The sequence below is a fragment of the Nostoc sp. MG11 genome (genome assembly GCF_014904695.1).
GTDB lineage: Bacteria > Cyanobacteriota > Cyanobacteriia > Cyanobacteriales > Nostocaceae > Komarekiella.
In genome coordinates, this window is sequence record NZ_JACXXN010000053.1 from 1 (window position 1) to 22,397 (window position 22,397).

20 protein-coding genes and 2 pseudogenes are annotated in these 22,397 nt (G+C 40.6%); 9 read left to right on the top strand and 13 right to left on the bottom strand.

Annotated elements, in window-relative coordinates:
* Positions 1 to 165 precede the first annotated feature (165 nt).
* The 4 genes from HCR01_RS32270 to HCR01_RS32285 form a co-directional block, all read right to left on the bottom strand.
* Entirely contained in the window at positions 166 to 927 is a 762-nt protein-coding gene (locus HCR01_RS32270) for a class II aldolase/adducin family protein (RefSeq protein ID WP_193200070.1), read from the bottom strand.
* 18 nt (positions 928 to 945) lie between these two features.
* Entirely contained in the window at positions 946 to 1,599 is a 654-nt protein-coding gene (locus tag HCR01_RS32275) for a hypothetical protein (protein WP_193200071.1), read from the bottom strand.
* A 163-nt stretch (positions 1,600 to 1,762) separates the two neighbouring features.
* The gene (locus HCR01_RS40955; RefSeq protein WP_226889807.1) at positions 1,763 to 2,026 is read right to left on the bottom strand and encodes an LLM class flavin-dependent oxidoreductase; all 264 of its coding nucleotides are present in this window, start codon (positions 2,024 to 2,026) and stop codon (positions 1,763 to 1,765) included.
* Positions 2,027 to 2,044: 18 nt separating this feature from the next.
* Entirely contained in the window at positions 2,045 to 2,992 is a 948-nt protein-coding gene (locus tag HCR01_RS32285) for a D-2-hydroxyacid dehydrogenase (RefSeq protein ID WP_193200072.1), read from the bottom strand.
* 322 nt (positions 2,993 to 3,314) lie between these two features.
* Between HCR01_RS32285 and HCR01_RS32290 the strand changes: the two genes are divergently transcribed.
* The 4 genes and pseudogenes from HCR01_RS32290 to HCR01_RS32305 form a co-directional block, all read left to right on the top strand.
* Positions 3,315 to 3,545, top strand: a complete 231-nt coding sequence (locus HCR01_RS32290; RefSeq protein ID WP_193200073.1) for a hypothetical protein — start codon at positions 3,315 to 3,317, stop codon at positions 3,543 to 3,545.
* A gap of 409 nt (positions 3,546 to 3,954) precedes the next feature.
* Complete coding sequence (locus HCR01_RS32295; protein ID WP_193200074.1) at positions 3,955 to 5,058, top strand: sulfonate ABC transporter substrate-binding protein; 1,104 nt, start codon at positions 3,955 to 3,957, stop codon at positions 5,056 to 5,058.
* 147 nt (positions 5,059 to 5,205) lie between these two features.
* A pseudogene (locus HCR01_RS32300) lies at positions 5,206 to 5,895 on the top strand (ISAs1 family transposase); the annotation flags it as partial.
* Positions 5,896 to 6,199: 304 nt separating this feature from the next.
* Positions 6,200 to 6,735, top strand: a pseudogene (locus HCR01_RS32305) (abortive phage infection protein); the annotation flags it as partial.
* Positions 6,736 to 7,059: 324 nt separating this feature from the next.
* Here the strand turns inward: HCR01_RS32305 and HCR01_RS32310 are convergent.
* Positions 7,060 to 8,985, bottom strand: coding sequence for a lipoxygenase family protein (locus HCR01_RS32310; RefSeq protein ID WP_193200075.1), 1,926 nt, complete (start codon positions 8,983 to 8,985; stop codon positions 7,060 to 7,062).
* A 187-nt stretch (positions 8,986 to 9,172) separates the two neighbouring features.
* Here HCR01_RS32310 and HCR01_RS32315 point away from each other — a divergent pair, with 187 nt between their 5' ends.
* The 3 genes from HCR01_RS32315 (at position 9,173) to HCR01_RS32325 (ending at position 12,560) form a co-directional block, all read left to right on the top strand.
* Positions 9,173 to 10,015: an FAD-binding domain-containing protein gene (locus HCR01_RS32315; RefSeq protein ID WP_193200076.1), complete on the top strand. Its 843-nt coding sequence runs from the start codon at positions 9,173 to 9,175 to the stop codon at positions 10,013 to 10,015.
* A gap of 162 nt (positions 10,016 to 10,177) precedes the next feature.
* The gene (locus HCR01_RS32320) at positions 10,178 to 10,594 is read left to right on the top strand and encodes a hypothetical protein (RefSeq protein ID WP_193200077.1); all 417 of its coding nucleotides are present in this window, start codon (positions 10,178 to 10,180) and stop codon (positions 10,592 to 10,594) included.
* Between the two features lie 298 nt (positions 10,595 to 10,892).
* Positions 10,893 to 12,560 (top strand): hypothetical protein, encoded by a 1,668-nt coding sequence (locus tag HCR01_RS32325; protein ID WP_193200078.1) that lies wholly within the window; start codon positions 10,893 to 10,895, stop codon positions 12,558 to 12,560.
* A 374-nt stretch (positions 12,561 to 12,934) separates the two neighbouring features.
* Here HCR01_RS32325 and HCR01_RS32330 read toward each other — a convergent pair whose 3' ends face one another.
* The 3 genes from HCR01_RS32330 to HCR01_RS32340 all read right to left on the bottom strand — a co-directional run bounded on the left by HCR01_RS32330 (position 12,935) and on the right by HCR01_RS32340 (position 14,802).
* Complete coding sequence (locus HCR01_RS32330; RefSeq protein ID WP_226889809.1) at positions 12,935 to 13,423, bottom strand: hypothetical protein; 489 nt, start codon at positions 13,421 to 13,423, stop codon at positions 12,935 to 12,937.
* Between the two features lie 78 nt (positions 13,424 to 13,501).
* Entirely contained in the window at positions 13,502 to 14,197 is a 696-nt protein-coding gene (locus HCR01_RS32335) for a hypothetical protein (RefSeq protein WP_193200079.1), read from the bottom strand.
* 95 nt (positions 14,198 to 14,292) lie between these two features.
* Positions 14,293 to 14,802: a hypothetical protein gene (locus HCR01_RS32340; protein WP_193200080.1), complete on the bottom strand. Its 510-nt coding sequence runs from the start codon at positions 14,800 to 14,802 to the stop codon at positions 14,293 to 14,295.
* Between the two features lie 276 nt (positions 14,803 to 15,078).
* Between HCR01_RS32340 and HCR01_RS32345 the strand changes: the two genes are divergently transcribed.
* Positions 15,079 to 16,473, top strand: coding sequence for a TldD/PmbA family protein (locus tag HCR01_RS32345; protein WP_193200081.1), 1,395 nt, complete (start codon positions 15,079 to 15,081; stop codon positions 16,471 to 16,473).
* A gap of 165 nt (positions 16,474 to 16,638) precedes the next feature.
* On the opposite strand, the gene HCR01_RS32350 is transcribed toward HCR01_RS32345, so the two are convergent.
* Together HCR01_RS32350 and coaE are read right to left on the bottom strand one after the other, a co-directional pair.
* The gene (locus HCR01_RS32350) at positions 16,639 to 16,968 is read right to left on the bottom strand and encodes a hypothetical protein (RefSeq protein WP_193200082.1); all 330 of its coding nucleotides are present in this window, start codon (positions 16,966 to 16,968) and stop codon (positions 16,639 to 16,641) included.
* A 1,031-nt stretch (positions 16,969 to 17,999) separates the two neighbouring features.
* Positions 18,000 to 18,596, bottom strand: a complete 597-nt coding sequence (coaE, locus tag HCR01_RS32355) for a dephospho-CoA kinase (protein WP_193200083.1) — start codon at positions 18,594 to 18,596, stop codon at positions 18,000 to 18,002.
* A 144-nt stretch (positions 18,597 to 18,740) separates the two neighbouring features.
* On the opposite strand from coaE, the gene HCR01_RS32360 reads away from it, so the two are divergent.
* A complete protein-coding gene (locus tag HCR01_RS32360) occupies positions 18,741 to 19,034 on the top strand; it encodes a protealysin inhibitor emfourin (protein ID WP_193200084.1) in 294 nt (97 codons plus the stop codon).
* 109 nt (positions 19,035 to 19,143) lie between these two features.
* Here the strand turns inward: HCR01_RS32360 and HCR01_RS32365 are convergent, their stop codons facing one another.
* The 3 genes from HCR01_RS32365 to HCR01_RS32375 form a co-directional block, all read right to left on the bottom strand.
* Positions 19,144 to 20,070 (bottom strand): cobalamin-binding protein, encoded by a 927-nt coding sequence (locus HCR01_RS32365; RefSeq protein WP_193200085.1) that lies wholly within the window; start codon positions 20,068 to 20,070, stop codon positions 19,144 to 19,146.
* A gap of 150 nt (positions 20,071 to 20,220) precedes the next feature.
* Positions 20,221 to 21,786, bottom strand: a complete 1,566-nt coding sequence (locus tag HCR01_RS32370; RefSeq protein WP_193200086.1) for a hydantoinase B/oxoprolinase family protein — start codon at positions 21,784 to 21,786, stop codon at positions 20,221 to 20,223.
* Between the two features lie 17 nt (positions 21,787 to 21,803).
* On the bottom strand, positions 21,804 to 22,346 hold the full coding sequence (locus HCR01_RS32375) for a dual specificity protein phosphatase family protein (RefSeq protein ID WP_193200087.1): 543 nt from the start codon (positions 22,344 to 22,346) through the stop codon (positions 21,804 to 21,806).
* Between the last annotated feature and the right edge of the window lie 51 nt (positions 22,347 to 22,397).

Below are 22,397 nucleotides of genomic sequence, written 5' to 3' on the forward strand. Positions count from 1 at the left end.
AATCTCAGTTGCACTCGACTTAATAAATCCTCAACATTTAAGAAACTGGTTTGCCAGTTGCTGCTACTGTACCTCATAACAGCCGTAAATGCTGTAAGATGAGATTCCCGCCATGTTTGAGTTTTTTGTAAGACTTTCACAGTTGATTCAGCAAGAGCAAAAAACCTACTTCAGCAAATCTGGTTCTTCCTCGACAATCCTTTCGTAGAGTGGCTGAAAGCTAAACCAACCCCCAGAATCAGTTCCCACCTGACTGTGTGTTAACGTCGCAATTTCATGGTCAATAGGAACAGGTTTACCTGCTGCTTCTGCTAAAAGTTGTGCTTGAGCAGAACGTTCAAAACTAATGTACCACCAAGCAGCTGCGTCTACTGTTGGCCCCGCAGTCAAAAAGCCATGATTGCGGAGAATAACAGCTTTTTTATCCCCCAAAACCTCAGCAATTCTTCTTCCTTCAGAAGGAGCTAAAACAACACCTCTATAATCATCAAATAGATCGTGGTCTTGATAAAAGATACAAGCATCTTGAGTTAAAGGATCAAGTAGACGACCTAGACTTGACCAAGATTTACCATAAAGAGAATGAGCATGAGCCGCCGCAACTATATCAGGACGCGCCTCATGAATCTGGGAATGAATCGCAAAAGCTGCCCGATTTACTGGTGCATTACCCTTGACAACTTCCCCGTGACTATCCACCAAAATCAGGTCAGAAACACGGATCTGACCAAAGTATTTCCCAAAAGGATTAACCCAAAAATGGTCGGTAAATTCTGGGTCACGGGCTGTAATATGTCCTGCTGTTCCTTCACTGAAGCCAAAACGGCCAAATAAGCGAAAAGCCGCAGCTAAGTGTTGTTTACGGTAAAGGCGTTCATCTTCGACTCGTTCAAAGACTGGCGGTTGGGGTCTATCGAATTTTGGCATGAGTTTACTAATTCGTAATTAACGTGCATTGGAGTACCCAGAGCGAAAAGACTGGATACTTTGTTGTTCTGGATTGTACTGATTTCTTAAAATACTGCCAGTATCATTTCCCATAACATGAATTGAGATGGATGGCGCAAATACGGTAGTGGCTTTCACAGAGTGAATATCCCCATCGGGAGGCAATAAACGGTAAATATCACCGCGTTTTACTTGATACAAACCAACAATCTCTAACTGAGCAAATCCTTCTAATTCACCGTTATCTAGGCGACGGTACACAGTTTCTTCTTGTTTGCCTTGATACAACCCGACAAGTCCCCAAGATAAATGGTCGTGGATAGGGGTAATGGAATTAGGGGGAATCACTAAACTAAAAATAGTTAGCTCTTGAGAACGATACAGCAACCATTGTCCGATACCACCACCCAAACCACTTTCAGGATTTGGTTGAGCAAAATCTTCTGGTAGCCAATCCCGTTTCTGGAGTAGGGCGGCAAAATAAGGTTCAAGGATATTGAGGGTTTCTGTGCGTTCGTGAAGCGTTCCGTAGGAATCGCCACTTGTGCTAGCAATAATTTCTTTGGCAGTAGTTACAAACTCAGATAATTCAGGACTATCAACAAACCATTGGTCTGTTTCTAGAGGTTCGAGAGCAGTTGTGTGAGGCATAAAATCTTAGATGTAGGATTCAGGATGAGAGCTTACTCTAGGGAACGGTGACTGTTTGTTGTTCTCTTCGCTGTACTTCTTTTTTTACCAATGGAATCACATCTCGACCGTAGGCGATGTCTGACGACAAGCCGCTTCTCTACGAGAGGCTCCGCCAACGCGTCTACGCATCTTCTACCGGGTCAAAACCGCGAATCAAAAGTGTTGTCACTCCAGCATCGTAATAATCAAATAACGATTCTGCTACTTGTTCTGGAGTCCCTACCAAGGCTGTAGTATTACCATAGGCTCCTGTTGCAGCAGCTTTAACTTCAGCAATGCGTAGTTTAATTGCTGCGATCGGTTCTCCCCAAAAAGCATACACATTCAAAGTTGTCAGTAACAAGCTACCGATTTTTTGCGATCTGGACTGTGAGAGAGGAATCATCAGAGTAGTCCAAATGAATTAATAACCTACTGTTTGATCTACGACGTTACGCAGAGGTTTACCTTGGCGATAGCGGGTAAGATTGTCTAGAAATAGAGCAAGCGATCGCTCTTTAACTCTGGGAGAATTACCAGAACAGTGTGGTGTAATAAAAACGTTGGGCAAAGACCACAATGGACTTTCTGCTGGTAGCGGTTCTGTAAACACTGTGTCTAAAGCCGCCCCGGCAATTTCACCATCCTGTAAGGCTTTGACTAGTGCAAATTCATCTACAATTGCACCACGAGCAATATTAATTAAATAAGCACTCTTACACATCAGATGCAGTACTTCAGCATCAATCATGCCTTTAGTATCCCAAGTTAGAGGTGTGGCAATTACAACATAGTCAGCTTCATCCAAAAGAGCTTTCCATTCATCTGCACCCACTACTTTGTCAAAGTTAGGTAGTGGTTGCGGGTGACGACGACTCCCAAAAATCCGCATCCCAAAAGCTTTCGCACGGGACGCGATTTCTTGCCCAATTCCACCTGCACCGATAATTAATAAGGTTTTATCTAGTAATTCTTGAATTGAAAGACCTTTTTGCCAAAGGTGTTGAGTCTGTTGCTGGTGTAATTTGGGTAGTTGCTTGGCATGGGACAGCATATAAGCGATCGCAAATTCAGCAATGGGAATCGCATGAACTCCCGCGCCGTTAGTCAAAATGAGGTTGCGTTCTACATATTTGGGTGTAACGATGTGATTTACACCTGCATTTGGTGCATGATGCCAACGCAATTGTGGCGCAGATTCTAAAACTCGATGCAATGTTGTTGGTTTGAGAAAAAACCAGCTAAAGTAAACCTCGGCATCTGTAGCATCACCATCCAAGTTACCTTCGCTGTCCACACGCACAACTACTACCTCATCAGGTAGATGAGCCTCAAGTTCTGTGGCTACGTCTTTTGGTAAAATAATTTTCAAAGCTGACAACTCCCTTCACGTCGCTTTGTCATAAATTTTCAGCAGTGGATCTAAGCATTTCGTTGCAGATATTATTCCAGTCTGTCATGCCTTTTGAATTAGAGATAGGAAATTAGGAAGATACAATATCCCTATTCCTCCTGTTTGTATTCACAATTAAGCTTTGTTGATAAATAAAAAAGCAGGTGCGATGATCGCCTAGATTTAAAAATTCTATCCATGACATTCTCGCACCCGCCTCAACTGCCATAAGAGGTATCCATCCCCATCTAACACATTGCAACTTAGTGCTTGACTAAAAAAAGCAAAGCCTTCAGTAGCAATGATGACTGCGTGCAATAAACTACTCCTCACCGCAGGCGATGTCTGTCTGGCTAAACTTTTCGCTGTCTTGAAAAGTTTTGCGCCGGGAAACCCGGACGCGCAAACTTTTCGCTACGACGGGTTACGCTTACGCACTCCAATATTTACTACTGTTTGTCGGTCAAATTACCGTAGTTTATATATAGAAAAGCTTCGCACACTTTTTTTGGAAAATCAAGGGCTATCTTAATAAAAGTTAAAACTGATGAAACAAAATTGTTAAGTAATAGTAAAAACTCACCGAGCTACAAAAATCTCACTTGAGAAAATCGAACAAAAAAACTTAAAACTATAGCAACTTTGGTAAGGTGCTTCAATTTTGCGGATTTACTGTGATTAGAATCTAAAAAAAGACAGCATACCAGATTATTCTGAGAGCAGCAGCTAAATTTTTAGATTTAATTTGTAACACTAAACACATATTTACTAAAGTTTTGATTAGATGCTACCATCTTAATAAAAAGATAATACGATAACCTGACCAATTTACCGTAATTTATGATAAAACATAAATTTAGTCGGTTTATCATCATTACTTGCTTTAAAAATACTGTCAATCGAACAAGTTAGTATTTCACTCGAAAAAGAGGTAAAACTTAATGTTGAAAATTGGATTTCAGCGCATCATAATCTATTGGCAAAAATGGGTTATTTTCGGATTTGCCAATCTAAAGCGACTATTATCTATTGTTCCTAAAAAATTTCCTGTGGCATTCATTACTGGCTTATGCGTCAGCTTGCTATTTGCTGCTTGTACAGCAAATAATCCAAGTAATACTACAACTGTATCTGCCAATAATTCCAATCAAACCAAAGCATCAGTAGTCAGAATAGGCTATCAAAAATCAGCAATTCTCCTAAAAAGTAAAGGGCTTTTAGAAAAGCGTCTACAACCTGAAGGTGTATCTGTTGAATGGATTGAATTTCCGGCTGGGCCACAGCTTTTAGAAGCCATGAATGTTGGCAGTATTGACTTAGGACATACTGGAGAATCACCACCAATTTTTGCACAAGCAGCCGATGCTGCAATCACATATATCGCCGGAATTGCACCCAGTCCTGCGAGTTCAGCAATTCTTGTTCCCAAAAATTCTGCTATCAAAACAGTCAATGATCTTAAAGGGAAAAAGATTGCTTTTCAAAAAGGCTCTAGCGCTCATTATATGCTAGTGCAAATTTTAGAAACTTATGGTTTGAAATATAGTGATATTCAACCTATATATTTACCGCCAGCCGATGCTCGTGCAGCTTTTGTCAAAGGTAGTATTGATGCTTGGGCAATTTGGGATCCATTTTACGCAGCAGCAGAAAAATCTGCCGATTCTCGTGTATTAATTGATGGCATAGGAATTAATAGACAAGGAGGTTATTACCTTGCTAGTAAAAACTTTGCTAACCAGCAATCAGAAACTATTAAAGTAATCCTTGAAGAAATTCAAAATCTTGAACAATGGTCTGACCAAAATCGCAATGAAGTTGCAGCTACTCTCTCTCCTATCTTAGGCATTGATTTAGAAACAATGCAAAAAAGTACTAACAGAAAAAAGTTTGGCATCACACCAGTTACTCAAGAACTAATTACTCTCCAGCAGCAAGTTGCTGATAAATTCTATGAATTGAAGTTGATTCCCAAACAAATTAATGTAAAAGAAGCGATGCTTACGCCTGAGCAATACGCTGCTTTCTCACCTAAAACTAAATAATTCGTAACGGGCTACGCCCCCAGGGCGAACGCATCTAAATATAGTACGTATATACTAATAAGAGTTTAATCGCGTGTGTCAGGGAGGTTAAGCGATCAGGCATTAATGGTAAAGTCATAATAAAAGTAGAGAAAAGCCCCAGTTTGCGTGAAACTCAAGCCTAAAATCACAATTGCTGACCACTTTACACAGATGTCAGATCCACTAATAGATCGCACGAAGCGACACAAATTAATTGATATTTTAACTATTGCGATTTGTGCAGTAATTTGTGGAGCAGATAGCTGGGTAGCGATTGAACTGTATGGTTGCACGAAATACGAGTGGTTGAAAAAGTTTTTGGAGCTACCAAATGGAAGACCATCACATGATACTTTTGCCAGAGTATTTGCACAACTAAATCCGCAGGAATTTCAGTCATGTTTTTTAAATTGGATGAAACTAATACAGAAAATAACTTCGGGTTAAGTAATTGCAATTGATGGGAAAACTTGATGTGGTTCTTACGATAAAAGTAATGACCAAAATGCAATCCAGATGGTGAGTGCTTGGGCAACTACAAATAAATTAGTTTTAGGTCAAGTAAAGGTAGATGTAAAATCGAATGAAATCACAGCAATTCCAGACTTATTAAAGGTATTAGAACTATCTGGATGTATCGTAAAGATTGATGTAATCGGTTTTCATCAAGAGATTGTGAAGTTGATTACACAGCAATCAGCAGATTATGTAATTACCTTAAAAAAGAACCAAGGCAATCTTTATGAGTCAGTTGAGGAACTATTTAAAACAGGGATAAGCACGGGGTTTGAAGGCATAGAACACAGCACATATAAACAGATGAAGATAACCTAATTCACACTTGAAAAAATATTTGCTTTGATTTGCTTATCATTTTGCCAATTTTTACAATTATCTATGTCATTTTGAAATCTTTCTTAGTTTTTATTAATAATTAAGATGCGTTCGCCCTGATGTTTTCCCTTGAACCATTATTTTGTCCTTGTTGTACTCCAGCCATATTGCATTTACTAACTCAATCCGAGCTGACTCAGCACATACTCCAATTAAGAACGGGGTCAGTTTCCGCGGCTATTAGGAGGAATCAAAAACAGCAGCAGCGATCTCTATCCGTAGAACAAGAACCAAACACCCACCAGTTAGTAACACCCCAAGTCAGATCACAGACAAAGAAAGGGAAAGGTTCACAACTCTTCTACCGTTACTGCCACAAGGGCTATGGGTAGAACAGAGGTTCTATGAAATTATCCAATCACGTATCACCAATCCCAGAAGAAAGGGTGTGAATGACTTAGCCTCAATTGATACTAGAAAAACTACCCTGCTACCAGACAGTAAATATTCCTTCGGGTTTGGAGCGCCAGCAGAACTAGCGCTCCGATAGTTGCCGCGTATCGGGTGTTCCTAGACAAAGACTACAATTGGGTTCTGCCGTTCGAGGAATTCGCCGAAGACTTCCTACAACACATCTGGAGTCATAATTTCCGCAAATATTTAATCTCAGAGAAAACAGCCGGGAATACAATCGGTGCAAAAATCTGCCGCAATCAAGAGATTTGGGAAAGTTTATACATCTCGGCCCAAAGTTATCTTAATGGGTACTTAATGAAAATGGTCAACTCTACCAAGCGGGAAGAATTAACCCTGACTTCTTGACGGGAATTTGCTCACTCCTGCAAGTTGTGTGATGGCGGTCTCACGCTCATCGTTAGGGAGCCGCCCAAAGGGGGATAGCGCCAGAGCGTCCGCGGTTAGCGAAAGCGATCGCCATCGGTAAGTCAAGACTGAATTACCATATATAAATGAGTGATATCAAGTTCGCTTAATTATAAATAATTAAGCGAACTTGATATTAGACATCGCTTTCAAATTTTACATAAATTAGGCGATCGCACTTAAATTTATTAGAGTCACGAAAAAACCTGCTCATAGCAGGCTTGATTTTTCGATTCGTGATATTTCTAAATCTGCGATCGCTCATCAAATATTAATACTGTTGGGAATGCGAGAGGGTAGAAGATATGGATACTCAATCCCGGTATCTGCTATACGTAGTTGATTACGTGCCTTGATTTTGCTTTCAATTTCCACTAATTCATTTTGGAACTGTTTGAGGATCTGGCAATCGCCTTGATCAACAAACTGAATTAGCTCGGAACTACCTAGTTGTCCCCAATAAATACCACTTAGAGAAAAAGTTAACTGCATCTGTCCCAAATCTTGCTTTGTTGAGGGTAGCAATTCTTCGAGGGTGGCTGGTGCATCTGGTCGGCTGTAAAGTGCTAAAGGGGCATTGGGTACATAGGTAACATAATCAAATTGGCTGAAGTTTACTGCTGCGTGCTGGGGGCCGCAGGTAAAGATAATTAAAGTAGCAATGTCTATGAGTTGTTGCAGGCTGGTGATTTCACTAAACCCAGGCATTCGGGGATAAGAGGGTAATTCTTGGGGCTCGAGTCCAGCAGCAATCACCCATTCTTTAGGTAGCCAGTCTGGTGCTTGGGGAAACTCTGATTTAGGACGCGAGTCAAGGGGTGCTCCTAATTCTGCCGCCCAAGCTCTTAGATAAGGGTCTTGCTGTACTGCCTGGTCGCTTGGATAATAACGTTGTAAATAGCGAGACGTGTAGTTGGCGATCGCTTCCCATAGTAATAAGGCATCATCTCGGTAAGGAAATTCTGAGATAAATTCAGGTTCGATTCCTCGGCGTTTGATGTCGTTTAACAAGGAGTATTCCGCGAAAGAACGTTGGCGATAAGCCCGGTTAATCAACCCCAAAGATGCCTCTCTGGTGGGAGCCATCAACTTGCCGATAGCACCTTCCTCACCGAGCAAGACTGCATTACCCCGCGTATTAATTGCTAGTAGAAACTGAAAATGGGGATACAGTAGCCGATATACGGGATGGTTACTAGGCAACTGTCGGGGAGTGGCGATCGCAAACGCTTCCATTGCTAGATGGGTGTAGCAAAGGTGGGTAAGCAGTTCGTGATACGTGACATCGGCTGTTTGCACGTAGAGTTTTGCCCGCGTCCAGTCGTCTACATTCCCACCGCCGATTGCAGGAGTCACAACTTTACCTTTTTCCACCTGGATTAGTACTGGTTCTAACCCTTGCTCAGAGCGGTAAAACAGCGCTATAGGACTCCCCACATAGCGTCCCATCTGCAAATCTGTAACTTTCAGGTCTTGTAACAGGGGATAGTTGGCAACAAATAAACGATTTTCGACTGCTGACTGTATTAGGTCTATTGTCCTACCATCTGCCAATTGGTAAGGCTGAGTTGCCCAAGTTTGCAAAATTGGTTGTTCAGCTGATTGAACTCGACGGATCACATTTGGGTTTTGCCCAGCCAATCGTTGACGAGCAAATTCGCGATCGCGCAAACCTCCATCCTGTTGATAAATCTGGCTGGCTACTGGGTATGGTCGTCCGCTTTTTTCTAGAGCTTGAAAAAATTGCGATCGTTGCTGCTCATTCTTAGCCGTAACAGAAATATAACTCTGTGTATCTACTGCCTCAGCTGCTTTAGTCGCCGCCATCAGTCTTTGTCCCATTGTCCGCCGTTCCCGAACAAAGCTGGCGTTAAACTGTTCGTTCGGCGGCAGATTGAAATTAAACCATCCCGATTGAAAAATCTCCAAATCTACTAGTAAAATTGAGAGTTGTAACCAGCTTTCATCTAAGGTATGGATTGCATTTTCCAACTCTGTTAATAGCAGACTCCAGGGTTGCGATAGCTGTCCCTGATTTAGTTGATTTTTACGCAGTTTTGTCAAAATATAGCGCAACACGCCATCTTCCCCAGCATAGGGAAAAATCCGTGCAGGTCCCTTCTGATCTAAACCTGTTGGATCGTAGCGATAATGACCTTGTTGCTCAGTAGTATTTACATGGAACACCATAATCTGCTCCTGTTGCAATGGTAATAAATGTCAGCTGAATAATCAAATCGCAAAGGAACCTCAGTAGAATTGTGCGCCTCAGTGAAGTGCAGACACTCCAAGCCTACGCTTCTATATAATTAGCGATCATAACCATTTAACTTGACTGCTATTGTCCTATCAAAATTTAAGTAACATATCACAAAAAATGCTACGTAAATTTGCTAATCGTAATGAGTTAATAGCCTATCTCCGCCAAGAATTCCCAGATGCAGCAGAACGCGATGACCATATTAGCGAAACTGTAGGGGGACGCCAAGCTGCTGAGCAAGCACTACAACAAATAGACCCAGCAAACTATGGTAAGACAAGAAACTTATTAACAGGCGCGGTGACGCGACTTTCGCCTTATATTCGCTATGGAGTTTTAAGCTTGCGAGAAATTCGGGATTATGTACTTGAGCATATACAGCATCCAGATGATGCCACTAAACTGATTAACGAATTGGGCTGGCGCGACTACTGGCAAAGATTATATGTCAAGCTAGGTAATGACATTTGGCAAGACCAAGAAGAATACAAAACTGGTTACACCCCAACAGATTACACAGCAGACTTACCACAAGACATTAAAGAAGGAACTACAGGGTTAGTTTGCATCGACAGTTTTAGTCGTGACTTGCAAGAAACTGGCTACTTACATAACCATAAGCGGATGTGGCTAGCGGCTTACATGATCCATTGGCGGCGCATTCGTTGGCAAGCAGGAGCCAAGTGGTTTCTCGAACACCTTTTAGATGGTGATCCAGCTAGCAACAATATGTCATGGCAGTGGGTTGCCAGCACGTTTAGTCAAAAACCATATTTTTTCAACCGCGAGAACTTAGAACGCTACAGCAAAGGCGTTTATTGCCGCCAGTGTCCTCTTTACGGTCATTGTGACTTTGAAGGTAGCTATGAAGAATTAGAGCAGCGACTTTTTCCCAATGGAGAATTTTTTAAACAACCCAACAGCCAAAGTTGGCAGCGCTCAAAGAAAGGTAAAAGTTAAATATGTTTCGTCAGATGCGATCGCATTGCAAGAGGTTGCATTTAAACTCGATAGCGCAGCATTAAGGAAGAAAAAGAGCGTCGCCAAGAGTGTCAAAGCTACGGCAAGCATGGTAGCTTTGGTAAACAGATAAAGTCGAGTTAAAGACTAATCTAAAATCTCATGAATAAACCAATTGTTTGGGTACATGGAGACTGCTTAAGTCCCTACAACCCCGCGATACAAAAATATGCTGACGCCCCAGCCATTTGGGTTTGGGATGATGCTTTGATAGAGGAATGGCAACTGAGCCTTAAACGCCTCACATTTATCTATGAATGCTTGCTAGAATTACCCGTTGTCATCCAGCGTGGCAATGTGGCGCAAGCAATTTTAGCCTTTGCTAAGGAACATGATGCCAACTTAGTTGTGACAACAACAAGTCCCAGCCCTAGATTTAATGATATTTGCAATGAAATTACACCTTCTTTAGCCGTAGAAGTATTAGAGATAGAACCATTTTTTGAATACAACGGCTACATCGACCTCAAGCGGTTCTCACGTTATTGGAAAGTGGCTCAAAAGTATGTTTTTGAATAATTTGCTTAACAATAAACTTATTGCAAAAGTTCATTCTATAAACTATGACCAGCCCTTTCAAGGTGCAATCCTAAACAATAAGTTTTCTTCGTGTCTTGGTGTCTTTGTGGTGAAAAGATAAATTTCATTTAACCACAAAGACACCAAGTTTAATCATGAAAAACCAGGTAGTGAAACCAGATTTTTCACCCACCTTGAAAGGGCTAGTCCTATAAACATAAAACCATAGATAAATTATTTGTGTTTATTTGTGTTTATCGGTGGTTTTAAATAATTAACTAGGTTTGTTGTTAGTTTAATGTTATTATCCAATTTCTATAGATTTTTAACTACTGCTCATAGTAATAAACGCACATCTCCATCAGTTTTATTGTGGTTAGCTCTCAGTCTAGGCTTTGCATTATTTTACGGCATCTTAGGACTACAAAAAGCCTTCAGAAGTGAGTATGTAGCTCAAGATGATGCCCGTGAATATGTATTTTGGATGCAGCGGTTTATCGATTCAGAATTGTTACCTAATGATTTGATTGCAGATTACTTTAAATCGATTACACCATTGGGATTTGCTGCTATTTACAAAGTGATGGCTAGTTTAGGCATTAATCCTCTTTTGCTAAGTAAAATCTTGCCCATTATCCTAGGGTTAATTGTTACTATCTATTGTTTTTGGCTATGTCTTGAAATTTTTCCAGTGCCAATTGCTGGATTTATCAGTACTTTGTTACTCAATCAAAGTCTTTGGTTCAAGACTGACTTGGTTTCTGCCACACCTAAGTCTTTTGTATATCCGTTGTTGTTGGCATTTTTGTACTATCTTCTACGCGAATCTTGGCTAATTCTCTGTCTAATTATTGTACTGGAAGGACTTTTCTATCCTCCACTGCTATTGATTTGTTTAGGAATTTTGCTCATTAGGTTGCGAAGTAACTATTTTTTGCTTGCAGCCCTTCTAGGACTTGGATTTCTAGTAATGTTACCTTATGCGATCGCTTCTTCTGAGTTTGGGCCAGTTGTCACCGCTTTTCAAGCTAAGATGATGCCAGAATTTTGGAGAGAAGGACGACATCCGTTTTTTGACAATAATCCTGGGAAATTTTGGCTAATTGGCCAGCATAGTGGCATATTACCACCGTTGATGCCTCCCTTAATTTGGATAGGGTTATTGTTGCCTGTGGTGCTGCGATATTCGTTCCGCTTCCCATTAGTCAATCTAATCAAGAATAAAGTCACTATACTGCCGCAAATTGTCATAGTATCCTTGACCTTGTTTTTTGCTGCTCATACCTTCTTGTTAAAGTTGTTTTTTCCCACCCGCTATACAATTCATACACTGCGAATTGTCATGGCTATTGCTGCTGGTATTACTTTAACTGTGATGTTGGATAAGTTTTTCCATGCTGATCAACAAAAACGCAGATTATGGCGACTAGCATTAACAGCTACTTTAGTAGTTGCACTCCTTTTTTATCCTAATTTTTCAGGACGCTTTCCTACAACAGATTACAGGCAGTCTGGAGAGTCAGCCTTATATCAATTTCTTCAACAGCAACCTAAAGACAGTCTAATCGCCACCCTCTCCGACGAAGCAGATAACATCCCGACTTTTGCCCAGAGATCTATTTTAGTAGGTAGAGAATATGCACTACCATTCCACCTCAGTTACTACTCCCAGATTCGCCAACGTACCATTGATTTGATTCATGCTCAATACAGTCAGGAATTAACCGCAGCAAAAGAGCTAATTTCAAAGTATAGTGTAAATTTCTGGCTGCTGGAAAGTACAGCTTTTAAACCTGAGTACTTGACCGAAAAAACTTGGCTAAAAAGTTTTCAACCAGCGTTTACAGAAGCTTTAAGCAGTTTGAAACGGGAGACTACCCCAGCATTAGCAAGGTTGACAAAACAGTGTTCTATTTTAGAAACTGAGCGTTTTACTTTGTTAAAAGCAGACTGTATTATGAATTAATTTTAGAAAAGAAAAAAGTAAGCAAGTCTGCATGTTATATGTAGTGAAACTAATGACAAGCGGGCTTTTCGTAAGTCAATACTATACACCTTTCTTGCGCGGTCGAGGCTTAACACCTTTGGAGATTCAAAAAGTATCTGAGATTATCCGATGCTCTCCTGTTAAATACTATTTTCGTCTACTTCTCAACTCTTGTTTCTATTCAAGTATTCTTCAAACAATTCAAAAAATTTCTGTAGTGCCTCATACTCGTCTACAGAATAGAAAAGAATTATTTTAGACTATGACTGACCTGTCTTAATTCCATATTTTTCTTGAATCCATGATTGAAAACCTTCAAATTCTCTTTCTTGATTGGTTGGAGCTAAACCAAGTTATCTTTTAGCAAGTATGTATCCCCTTAAATACATATCAAACTTAGTAATTGAAGCAGTACCTAAAAACATACCTGGACTTTTTTTAATACGCCCTATAAGCTCGGATAGATTGTAATCATATATGCGGGGCTTCAAATCATCCACATTAAATTTTAAATTTTCTCCAACTTCATTAATTTCATTTTTTGAAATTTCCTCCCGTTTCAAAAATTCATCAAATAGTTTAAAAAAACTATAGAATGCACTTCTCTCGCTCCCACCAAAAAGAATTATTCCCGCCCATGATTGTAAAACCTTAGTTTTTGCTCTTTCTTGTATCCACTCTTGAAATTCTTCCATTACCCAACCTTCCTGAGTAAACCCTAATTTACTTAGAGTGCCTAAATACCCAATCAAAAATGAGTGAAGGCAAGTAATCGAGGGTTTATCTAAATATAGAGTGGGGTTATCTTTTATATCTTGGAGAAGCCTAGATAGATTTATCATATTGATTACTCCAATTGAATTTAGCGAGTAAGGTGTGTTATGCCGTAGACTAACACACCTTACTACTCTCCTCTCTGCTTAACTACTATTTTCGTCTACTTCTGAACTCTTATTTCTATTCAAGTATTCTTCAAACAATTCAAAAAATTTATGTAATGCCTCATGCTCGTCTATAGAATAGAAAAGGATTATCTTAGACCATGATTGACCTGAGTTAATGCCATATTTTTCTTGAACCCATGATTGAAAACCTTCAAATTTTCTTTCTGGTTCAGTTGGGGGTACACCAACTTCTTTTCGGCCCAGACTGTATCCTCGCAAAAGCATATCAAGCTTAGTAATTGAACTAGTACCTAAAAACATACCCGGTCTCTTCTTTATGCCCTTTAAAATCTCGTCATAAATATCAAACTTAAAAAACCTTAATTTGTCTTCAGTAGCACTATATTTTCCATCCTCTTCTTGACTTTTTGAACTATCTTTCAGTTTTATAAATTCCTCAAATAGTTCAAAAAATCTATAGAAAGCGCTTCTCTCACTTCTAGAGCAAAAAAGAATTATTTCAGACCATGATTGACATACTTTAGTTTTTTCTTTTTGTTGTATCCAATCTTGAAATCCTTCAATTCCAGAACCTTCTCGATCCAATCCCAGATATATTGGGGCATCTAAATATCCATTCAAGAAAAAATAAAGACAAGTAATTGACGGTTTTTCTAAGTAGATGACTGGGTTATCTTTTATCTCTTGAATAAGTCTGGATAGATTTATCATATTGATTACTTCAATTGAATTTAGCGAGTAAGGTGTGTTAGTCTACGGCATAACACACCTTACTACTCTCTTCTCCGCTTAACTACTATTTTCGTCTATTTATACCAATCGTAATCCCAGTATTGGGTTGTACCTTGACCACTATAGTGATAGGCAAAACTGTTTGCAACAGCAGCAGAATTATTTCCAGTATTCGTATAAAAATTTTCATCGTAAGGATAAACAGAGCAATATCTCTCCTTTGCCTTATTTTGAGCCTGCTCATTTTGCGCCCGATTCCAAATATAAAAAGCAGCAACCCCAGGTAGCCGCATATCCCTAACAACCGTAGCTCCAGCAACGGCTTGCACAGAAGAAGTAGTGGCTCCAGTTGCAGTAGTTGTGCTAATAGTTGTAGCGCCAGAGCCAGCAGCAGTAGGAGCAGTAATAGCAGGAGATAATTCAGAGCCTATAGCCGCAGCACATTCAGGTTTAACAGCACAGGCGTCTAAGGAGGATAGGAATGCATAAGCAGGTTTAGGTAAAATTCCTTTAAATATTAAAAGTAAAATAAAAATCCAAATTCCAACTAATTTAGAGACAGATTTATTTATAGTTAATTGCACTAGTCTTAACTCCTCACAGCCACAGTGTAAGAACATCCCAAAGGAATTATTCTCAGCAATAATACCCTGCTATGTTCCTTCTTTTTTGAATTTTGCCTTTTGAGAAAAGACAAGCGATCGCTTGTCTTCTCTGGTTGACGCTGCGCGTTAAGCTAAGCTATGCCGAAAGAACTTTACGACAAACATAACTTCGGTATGCAAAGACGATGATTGAATAGCAGACATTGCCTAAATAGTTGCAAAATAAATGCAGTTCGTCATAATTATTACTTAGAAATGCCGACTACACTTGCTGACACACAAAACTTACTTTCTGACCTCATCGCCCGCTACTCATCCCGTGTAGATTATCTGATGATTCGCCTCGAAGAAGCAGAAGGGACTGATATCTTGTTGCGTGGCGACAAGGTAGAAACTCTCAGTGAAGGTATCTCAATAGGTGGACATATTCGGGCTTGTTATAAAGGTGGGTGGGGATTGAGCTGCTTTAACCAGCTTTCGACAATTAAAGACCGGATTGAAGAAGCGATCGCAGCTGCGCGGATGGTTGGTGATGAACAGACTTTACTCGCTCCTATTGACCCAGTGCAAGCAGTATGCACACTGCCTCTCATCGGTACAGACCCCCGAAAAGTACCACTTTGGCAGAAAAAGCAATTGTGCGATCGCTATACTGACTTGCTCAAAAGCTTTGACTCCCGCATTACTACTACTTCAGTGCGCTATGGTGACAGCGCCCAAAGAATTATTCTCGCAACCTCAGAAGGTACTCTAATCGAGCAATCGTGGGTAGATATGGAAATGCGCTTTGCTGCCACCGCCAGAAACGGCGAAACCGTACAAACTGGAAGAGAAACTACTGGCTCTCGCAAAGCTTATGAAGATCTAATCAATTTGGATAAACAAGTCAAAAGTGCTGCTCAAAGGGCTGTTGCTGCCTTATCTCTGCCACCGGTAAAAGGCAATACCTACACTGTGGTGATTGACCCAATTCTCACAGGTTTGTTTGTCCACGAAGCTTTTGGACATCTTTCTGAAGCTGATATGGCTTACGAAAACCCAGATCTAATGGAAGTCATGACCATTGGACGGCGGTTTGGCCCGGATGAACTACAAATTTTTGATGGTGCAGCCCCAGAGGGACATCGTGGTAGTTACTTTTATGACGACGAAGGCACACCCGCTACCACTACCCAACTAATTAAAGATGGGGTTTTAGTCGGACGTTTACACTCTCGTGAAACCGCTGGCAAATTGGAGGAAGCACCTACTGGTAATGCACGTTGTCTTAATTATCACTTTACACCCATTGTTCGGATGACAAATACCTGGATTGAACGGGGTACAACGCCAGTTGCAGACTTATTTACTGATATCAGAGAAGGAGTCTATGCCCGTAACTGGCTGGGTGGTATGACAAATGGGGAAATGTTCACTTTTAGCGCTGGGGAAGCCTGGATGATTAGAAACGGCAAAATTGCTGAACCTGTGCGCGATGTGACGCTTTCGGGTAATGTTTTCCAAACCCTGGCAGATATTGAGGCTATGGGTGATGACTTTTACTGGGATGAATCCGGCGGTTGTGGCAAAGGAGGACAAAACGGCTTACCTGTAGGGTGTGGTGGGCCAAGTCTCCGAATTCGAGATGTAGTAGTTGGAGGAGAAATTTAACAATTACGCTTCTTCATTTGAACGAAGTAGCTTGTAGGGTGGGCATTGCAATGTCCACCCTAGTTTGGTTTATGCTTATGAAACTCGCTGTAAAATAGCAAAATTCTGATCGATTTGGGACAGACACATCTCATATTTTTTGCTAATAAAGTAGTTGGTTAAGTTTTATAACTCAACCAGTACTTGCTTCAGTAAAGCCATCCACATATCTGGTGGATCACAATAGTAATCAATTTCCTCAACTTGATATTTATAAGATTTAGAACCGCGTTGCAAAATAATGTAGTCATTAGATTTGATACCTCTTCCCTGTCCAGTCATGTACCCTCCGAGTTCTCCATTTATTGACTCGAATACGTAGTCGCTTCCCCAAACGAATTGGCTGTAATCGTGTACTTTATTCTTCTGTTTTAATTCAATTACTGGAGAGGTCGTCAGGGCTAACTTATTTATAAAACTAAAGCCTACATTCATACCTGTTTTGATAAAAGACATACGTGAGTTCTCCCAAAGAAGATATCTACAACAAAGAATTCTGTCCCGTAGGTGAATCTCAATCCCTGTCAATCACCAATCCAGAATCGAACAGGTGGAAAATTTAGTCAGGAATCAACTGCATCATTAGGCAATAAAGCCAATGCATCACCCGATGTTAAATAAATGCCTGCACCCATAAGCAACACCATAGGGATTGAAAGCCGTTCTTTTGGAACGCTCTACAGGACTAATTTTAAAAGCAGTAATAAAAATAAAAAATTAAATCTTCTTAAGACTTAATTCTTAATTCTTATTTTTAAATTATACCGATTTTCATTTTAAGCTCAAGAAACATTCCATGTCACTAATGATGCCACTTATACTTTGAATGGTCAATTTTTGATATTATTATTTAATACTTGATATCCTTCGATCCAGAGCATTTTGTCAGGCAGAGCGCCTCTTAAATAACTAGAGATGATAACGTTAATTTCTAGCGGTAATCACTTAATAATCGGCGATGACTTCCGCACTGTCTACCGTAAAATTACTAGCTTGTTAAATAAGATTTACGTTTGATATAGATCTTTTTTATCAGGTTTCCCTCATAAAAAATTAGGACCCTGTCTTGAAAAGTTTCATAGATTGGGAAAGCCCGTTCGCATGATTACGTCTCACGCCACTTGCTACAACGGGGGCTTCGGGAAAACCCCCGCAACGCAGTGGCTCCCTTTCTCTACAAAACGCTCTTTGGCGTTGGGAGAAGTTACAGCAGTTGGCATTTTCCTGAATCACATGTAGAGACCGTATATGTAACGTCTCTACAGGGTTTAGGGTTTTATTTATGTACTTCATTTACCTGAAATCTGCTGTATATTCGCCGGAAACCGGCCCACGCTACGGGATCTTGCTACAGACTTCTCTCCGCCTACAGAACTTTTCGCTTGTGGACGTGGTGTTTGGGCATGGGGAAGAGTAAGCAGGTGTGAGTTCGGCGATTCATTTGATGTCCATCGAATAAGCCATGAAGAGTGCTGAATGAATAGACGCTAGTTCCCAATTCTTATTTTTAGAGCTACATCGACTTGTTTCAGTAGTGCTTCTAGAGTAAAGGAGTTGTCCAAAATGACATCTGCACGAGCGACTTTTTCTTCTAAAGATAATTGGCTGTTAATGCGGGCTTTTGCTTGTTCTCTATTTAAATGGTTGCGTTGTATTAATCTTTGTAGTTGTTGCTCTTGTGAACAACTTACTACCCAAATTTCTGTAACCAAATTAGCCATCCCAGCTTCAAATAGCAGAGGTACTACTAACACTAGTGTTGGTAAAGGAGATTGGGTAATTGCTTTGAGAAAGCGATCGCGCACGTAAGGATGAATCAATCCCTCTACCCAGTTGCGCTCATTTTGATGATTAAAGATAATTTCGCCCAGCTTTTGGCGGTTAAGACCACCATCTGGTAGTAAAATTTGTTCGCCATAACGTTGGGCGATCGCGCCAAGAATAGGCGAACCTCTAGACACTGCGTCTCTAGCGTAAATATCTGCATCAAAAATCGGTAAATCGTAAGCACTAGCTAAATAATTGGTAACAGTGGTTTTACCAGTTGCAATACCTCCAGTTAAACCGATGATGCGTTTTGTCATTTGTTATTTGTTAATAAAATAAAATCCTAGTTCGTAGTGAGGGATTCATCGCTCAAAACAAGGATTATCAGGACTAAAGTCCTTACTACAAACTATAATTTAGCTACTTACTCCCTATAAAAAGCACAACGGAGAGCAAAAAAAATGCGGATCTCGTTTGAACGCACGGGCGGCTTTGCTGGGATTAGCAAGAAAAAAACTTTTGATACAGCCACTCTCCCCCCAAACGAAGCTCAGGAATTACCTCGGCTAGTTGAGGCTGCTGATTTATTTAAGCTACCTGAACGAATTACCTCCCCTAGCGCCCAAAGCGATCGCTTTCAATATAAATTGACAGTGGAAGACAACGGTATGCAGCACACAGTAACGGTCAGTGAGGCAGCATTGCCCGGAACCTTAAGACCACTGATTGAATGGCTAAATAAGAATAGAAGTTAAGAGGCAAAAGACAGAAGGGCAGAGGAGCAGGGGAGAGAATAATGACTAATAACTCTTGACTCAGCACGGGCTAAACTCCCCGCTACCACGCTTCAGCACTCAGCACCCCTCACAAACGATCCCAAGCAGTTCCTTTGTAACCATACTCAAAAATTTCTGGATGCAAAATTTCTGCCAAAATTTCCAGAGAATCTACTAGTCTCGGCCCTGGACGGTTAAAGTAGGCATTGCCATCCGTAATGTAAACCCTACCAGATTGGGCAGCGTGCAGTTTTTCCCACTCTGAACGCTGAGTTAGTAATTGGGCTTCTTGACGAGTGCGATTTAAATCAAAACCGCAAGGCATAAAAACAATCACATCTGGATTGCTTGCTAACAAAGTTTCCCACGGCAAAGTTGGGGAAGGCTGGCCTGTGACGCAAAACAGAGATTGTCCTCCTGCCAAGTTGACTAATTCGGGAATCCAATTCGCAGCCACCATTAAAGGGTCAGTCCACTCAATGCAGGCGACTTTGGGAAGTTCATTTAAACCAAGACCCTGGATTTTTTGTTGACAAATTTTGACACGAGCTTCTAAGTTTTCTAGAACTTTAACCGAGTCTACCTCGAAGGCGCTGCTTACTCGCTCAATATCAGCCCAAACATCTTCAAGAACATTGGGTTGTAACGAAATAATCTGGGGTTTACTGTGGACAAGTGTAGCAACTGCTTTTTCAACATCGTGTAAACTGACAGCACAGACATCACATTGGTCTTGAGTGACAATGTGTGTAGGCTGCAATTGCTCTAAAACATCTGTTTTTATTTGATAGATACTCAGAGCAGATTGCAATAAATCATTTACCTCATTGTGAATTTTGCTGCTAGAGGCATTGCTATCTAAGCGTGCTTGAGTACAAATGGGGCGATTTTGGATTTCTGGAGGGTAGTCACATTCGTGCGATCGCCCCACAATATTATCAACCAACCCCAGGGCCGCTAAAATCTCTGTTCCACCGGGAATCAGGGAGACGATTCTCACACTGCTATCTGTCATTCCTCCACCTCCGTAACAGCTGCTATCAACTCAATCTTCGCAAAATTCGTGTAGTTAAGCATCTTTCTCCAGGAGAGTCCAGGAAGTTAGGGTAGTCAGTACCAAGCAAGAAATTGACTGTTAGTAAATCAAATTTATATTCTTCAAAACTCAGAAGACTTTACCAAATCCTCCACCTCCAGGGGTTTCTATGACAAAAACATCCCCAGGCTGCATATCTACTGTTGCTGTGCTGTCTAAATTCTCTAGAGTTCCATTCTGACGTTGTATCCAGTTGCGTCCCATAAGTCCAGCTTCCCCACCATTTAAGCCGAACGGAGGAACAACCCGATGACCGGAAAGAATATTAGCTGTCATGGGTTCTAAAAACCGAATCCTGCGGATAATCCCATTACCGCCAGAATGTTTTCCTTTGCCTCCGCTATCTGGACGAAGACTAAAGCTTTCTAAAAGTACAGGATAACGAGATTCTAAAACTTCTGGATCAGTTAAGCGGGAATTAGTCATGTGAGAATGGACACCATCAGTCCCATCAAAATCAATCCCTGCGCCAGAGCCGCCACAGATGGTTTCATAATATTGATAACGGTCATTACCAAAGGTAAAATTATTCATCGTTCCCTGAGAAGCCGCCATCACACCCAAAGCGCCATATAAAGCATCAACGATAGTTTGAGAAGTCTCTACATTACCTGCTACTACTGCTGCTGGATAAGTTGGGTTCAGCATACAGCCAACCGGGATGATAATTTCTAGAGGGTTAAGACATCCAGCATTGAGGGGGATATTATCATCAACCAAAGTACGAAAGACATATAAGACTGCTGCTTGAGTTACAGCTTTGGGAGCATTGAAATTACTATTGAGTTGCTCAGAAGTCCCAGTAAAATCAATAGTGGCACTACGATTTTCTCGGTCAATTGCCACTTTAACTTGAATCTTTGCTCCGTTATCCATTTCATAAATAAATGAGCCATTCCTGAGAAGATTGATAGCCCTTCTGACTGACTCTTCTGCATTAGCTTGCACAAATTTCATGTAATCTTGAACAGTTTCAAGTCCGTAATGAGAAACCATTTTACGAAGTTCTTGAACTCCTCTTTCATTAGCAGCAATTTGTGCTTGGAAATCTGCTATATTTTGGTCAGGGTTACGAGTAGGATAAGTATGATTAGAGAGATACTGTCTGACTGCAAATTCTCGAAAATTTCCCTCTTCAACCAAGAGAAAATTATCAAAAAGAACTCCTTCTTCTTCTACTGTGGTACTGTGAGGAGGCATTGAACCGGGAGTAATTCCACCGATATCAGCTTGGTGTCCACGAGAAGCGACATAGAAGAGGGGAGGGAGAGATGAATTATTATCGCTGCTTTCTAGAAATACAGGAGTAATCGCAGTCACATCAGGAAGATGTGTTCCTCCATTATAAGGATTGTTGGATAGATACACATTTCCCGGTTTTAGAGTATCGCCTTTATCATTAATTAAAGTGCGAACACTTTCACTCATTGAACCTAAATGTACAGGAATGTGAGGAGCATTAGCAACTAATAATCCAGAAGTATCAAAAATAGCGCAAGAAAAATCTAATCTCTCTTTTATATTTACTGATGTTGCCGTATTTTGGAGAACAATCCCCATTTGTTCGGCAATAAATTGATAGAGGTTTTTGAAGATTTCTAACCGAACTGGATCAGGTTGAGATGTTGTATGCATTTTTGAGTTCTATTTGTTTAGCTTAAATTATTAGCACAACGGCAATCATCTAGAAGTGCGTTTAATTCTGCAATAACTTTCCAAGGATTTAGACCTTTTATGAAAGCAGCAATTGCCGCTTCATAAGGATTTTTTCCAGTTTTTCTAACTGCTGATATCGCTGCTTGGTTAGAAAGTCCCCGTCCACTAACCAACCAGGCAGCTAAGACATGTCCTGTACGTCCAACCCCACCAGAACAATGCACTACTACTTTCTCACTTCGTTGATTTGCGACTGCCAAGAAAGGTAAAATTTGCTGAGTTAAAGTTTTGCGATCAACTAATTCAAAATCTTCAATCGGTTCCCAACAAACCCGATTTAATCCAAATGTCTGTCGGTAGACTCCAAGCAAATCTGAATAACGAGTTAGCTGAGTATGGGGAAGTAAACAGCAGAAATGCTTAATATCTTGACTCTGCATAAAATCAATCCATTGCTTGACCTTTTGACGAGTATATCCAGGTCTTGCAGAACCAAAGACAATTGGCTCGTTTTCCCAAGCTGGAGCAAATTTGTACATACTATTCTTGTAAAAATATTGAAGAATTAGTTAGTTCTAAGCCTATTATTA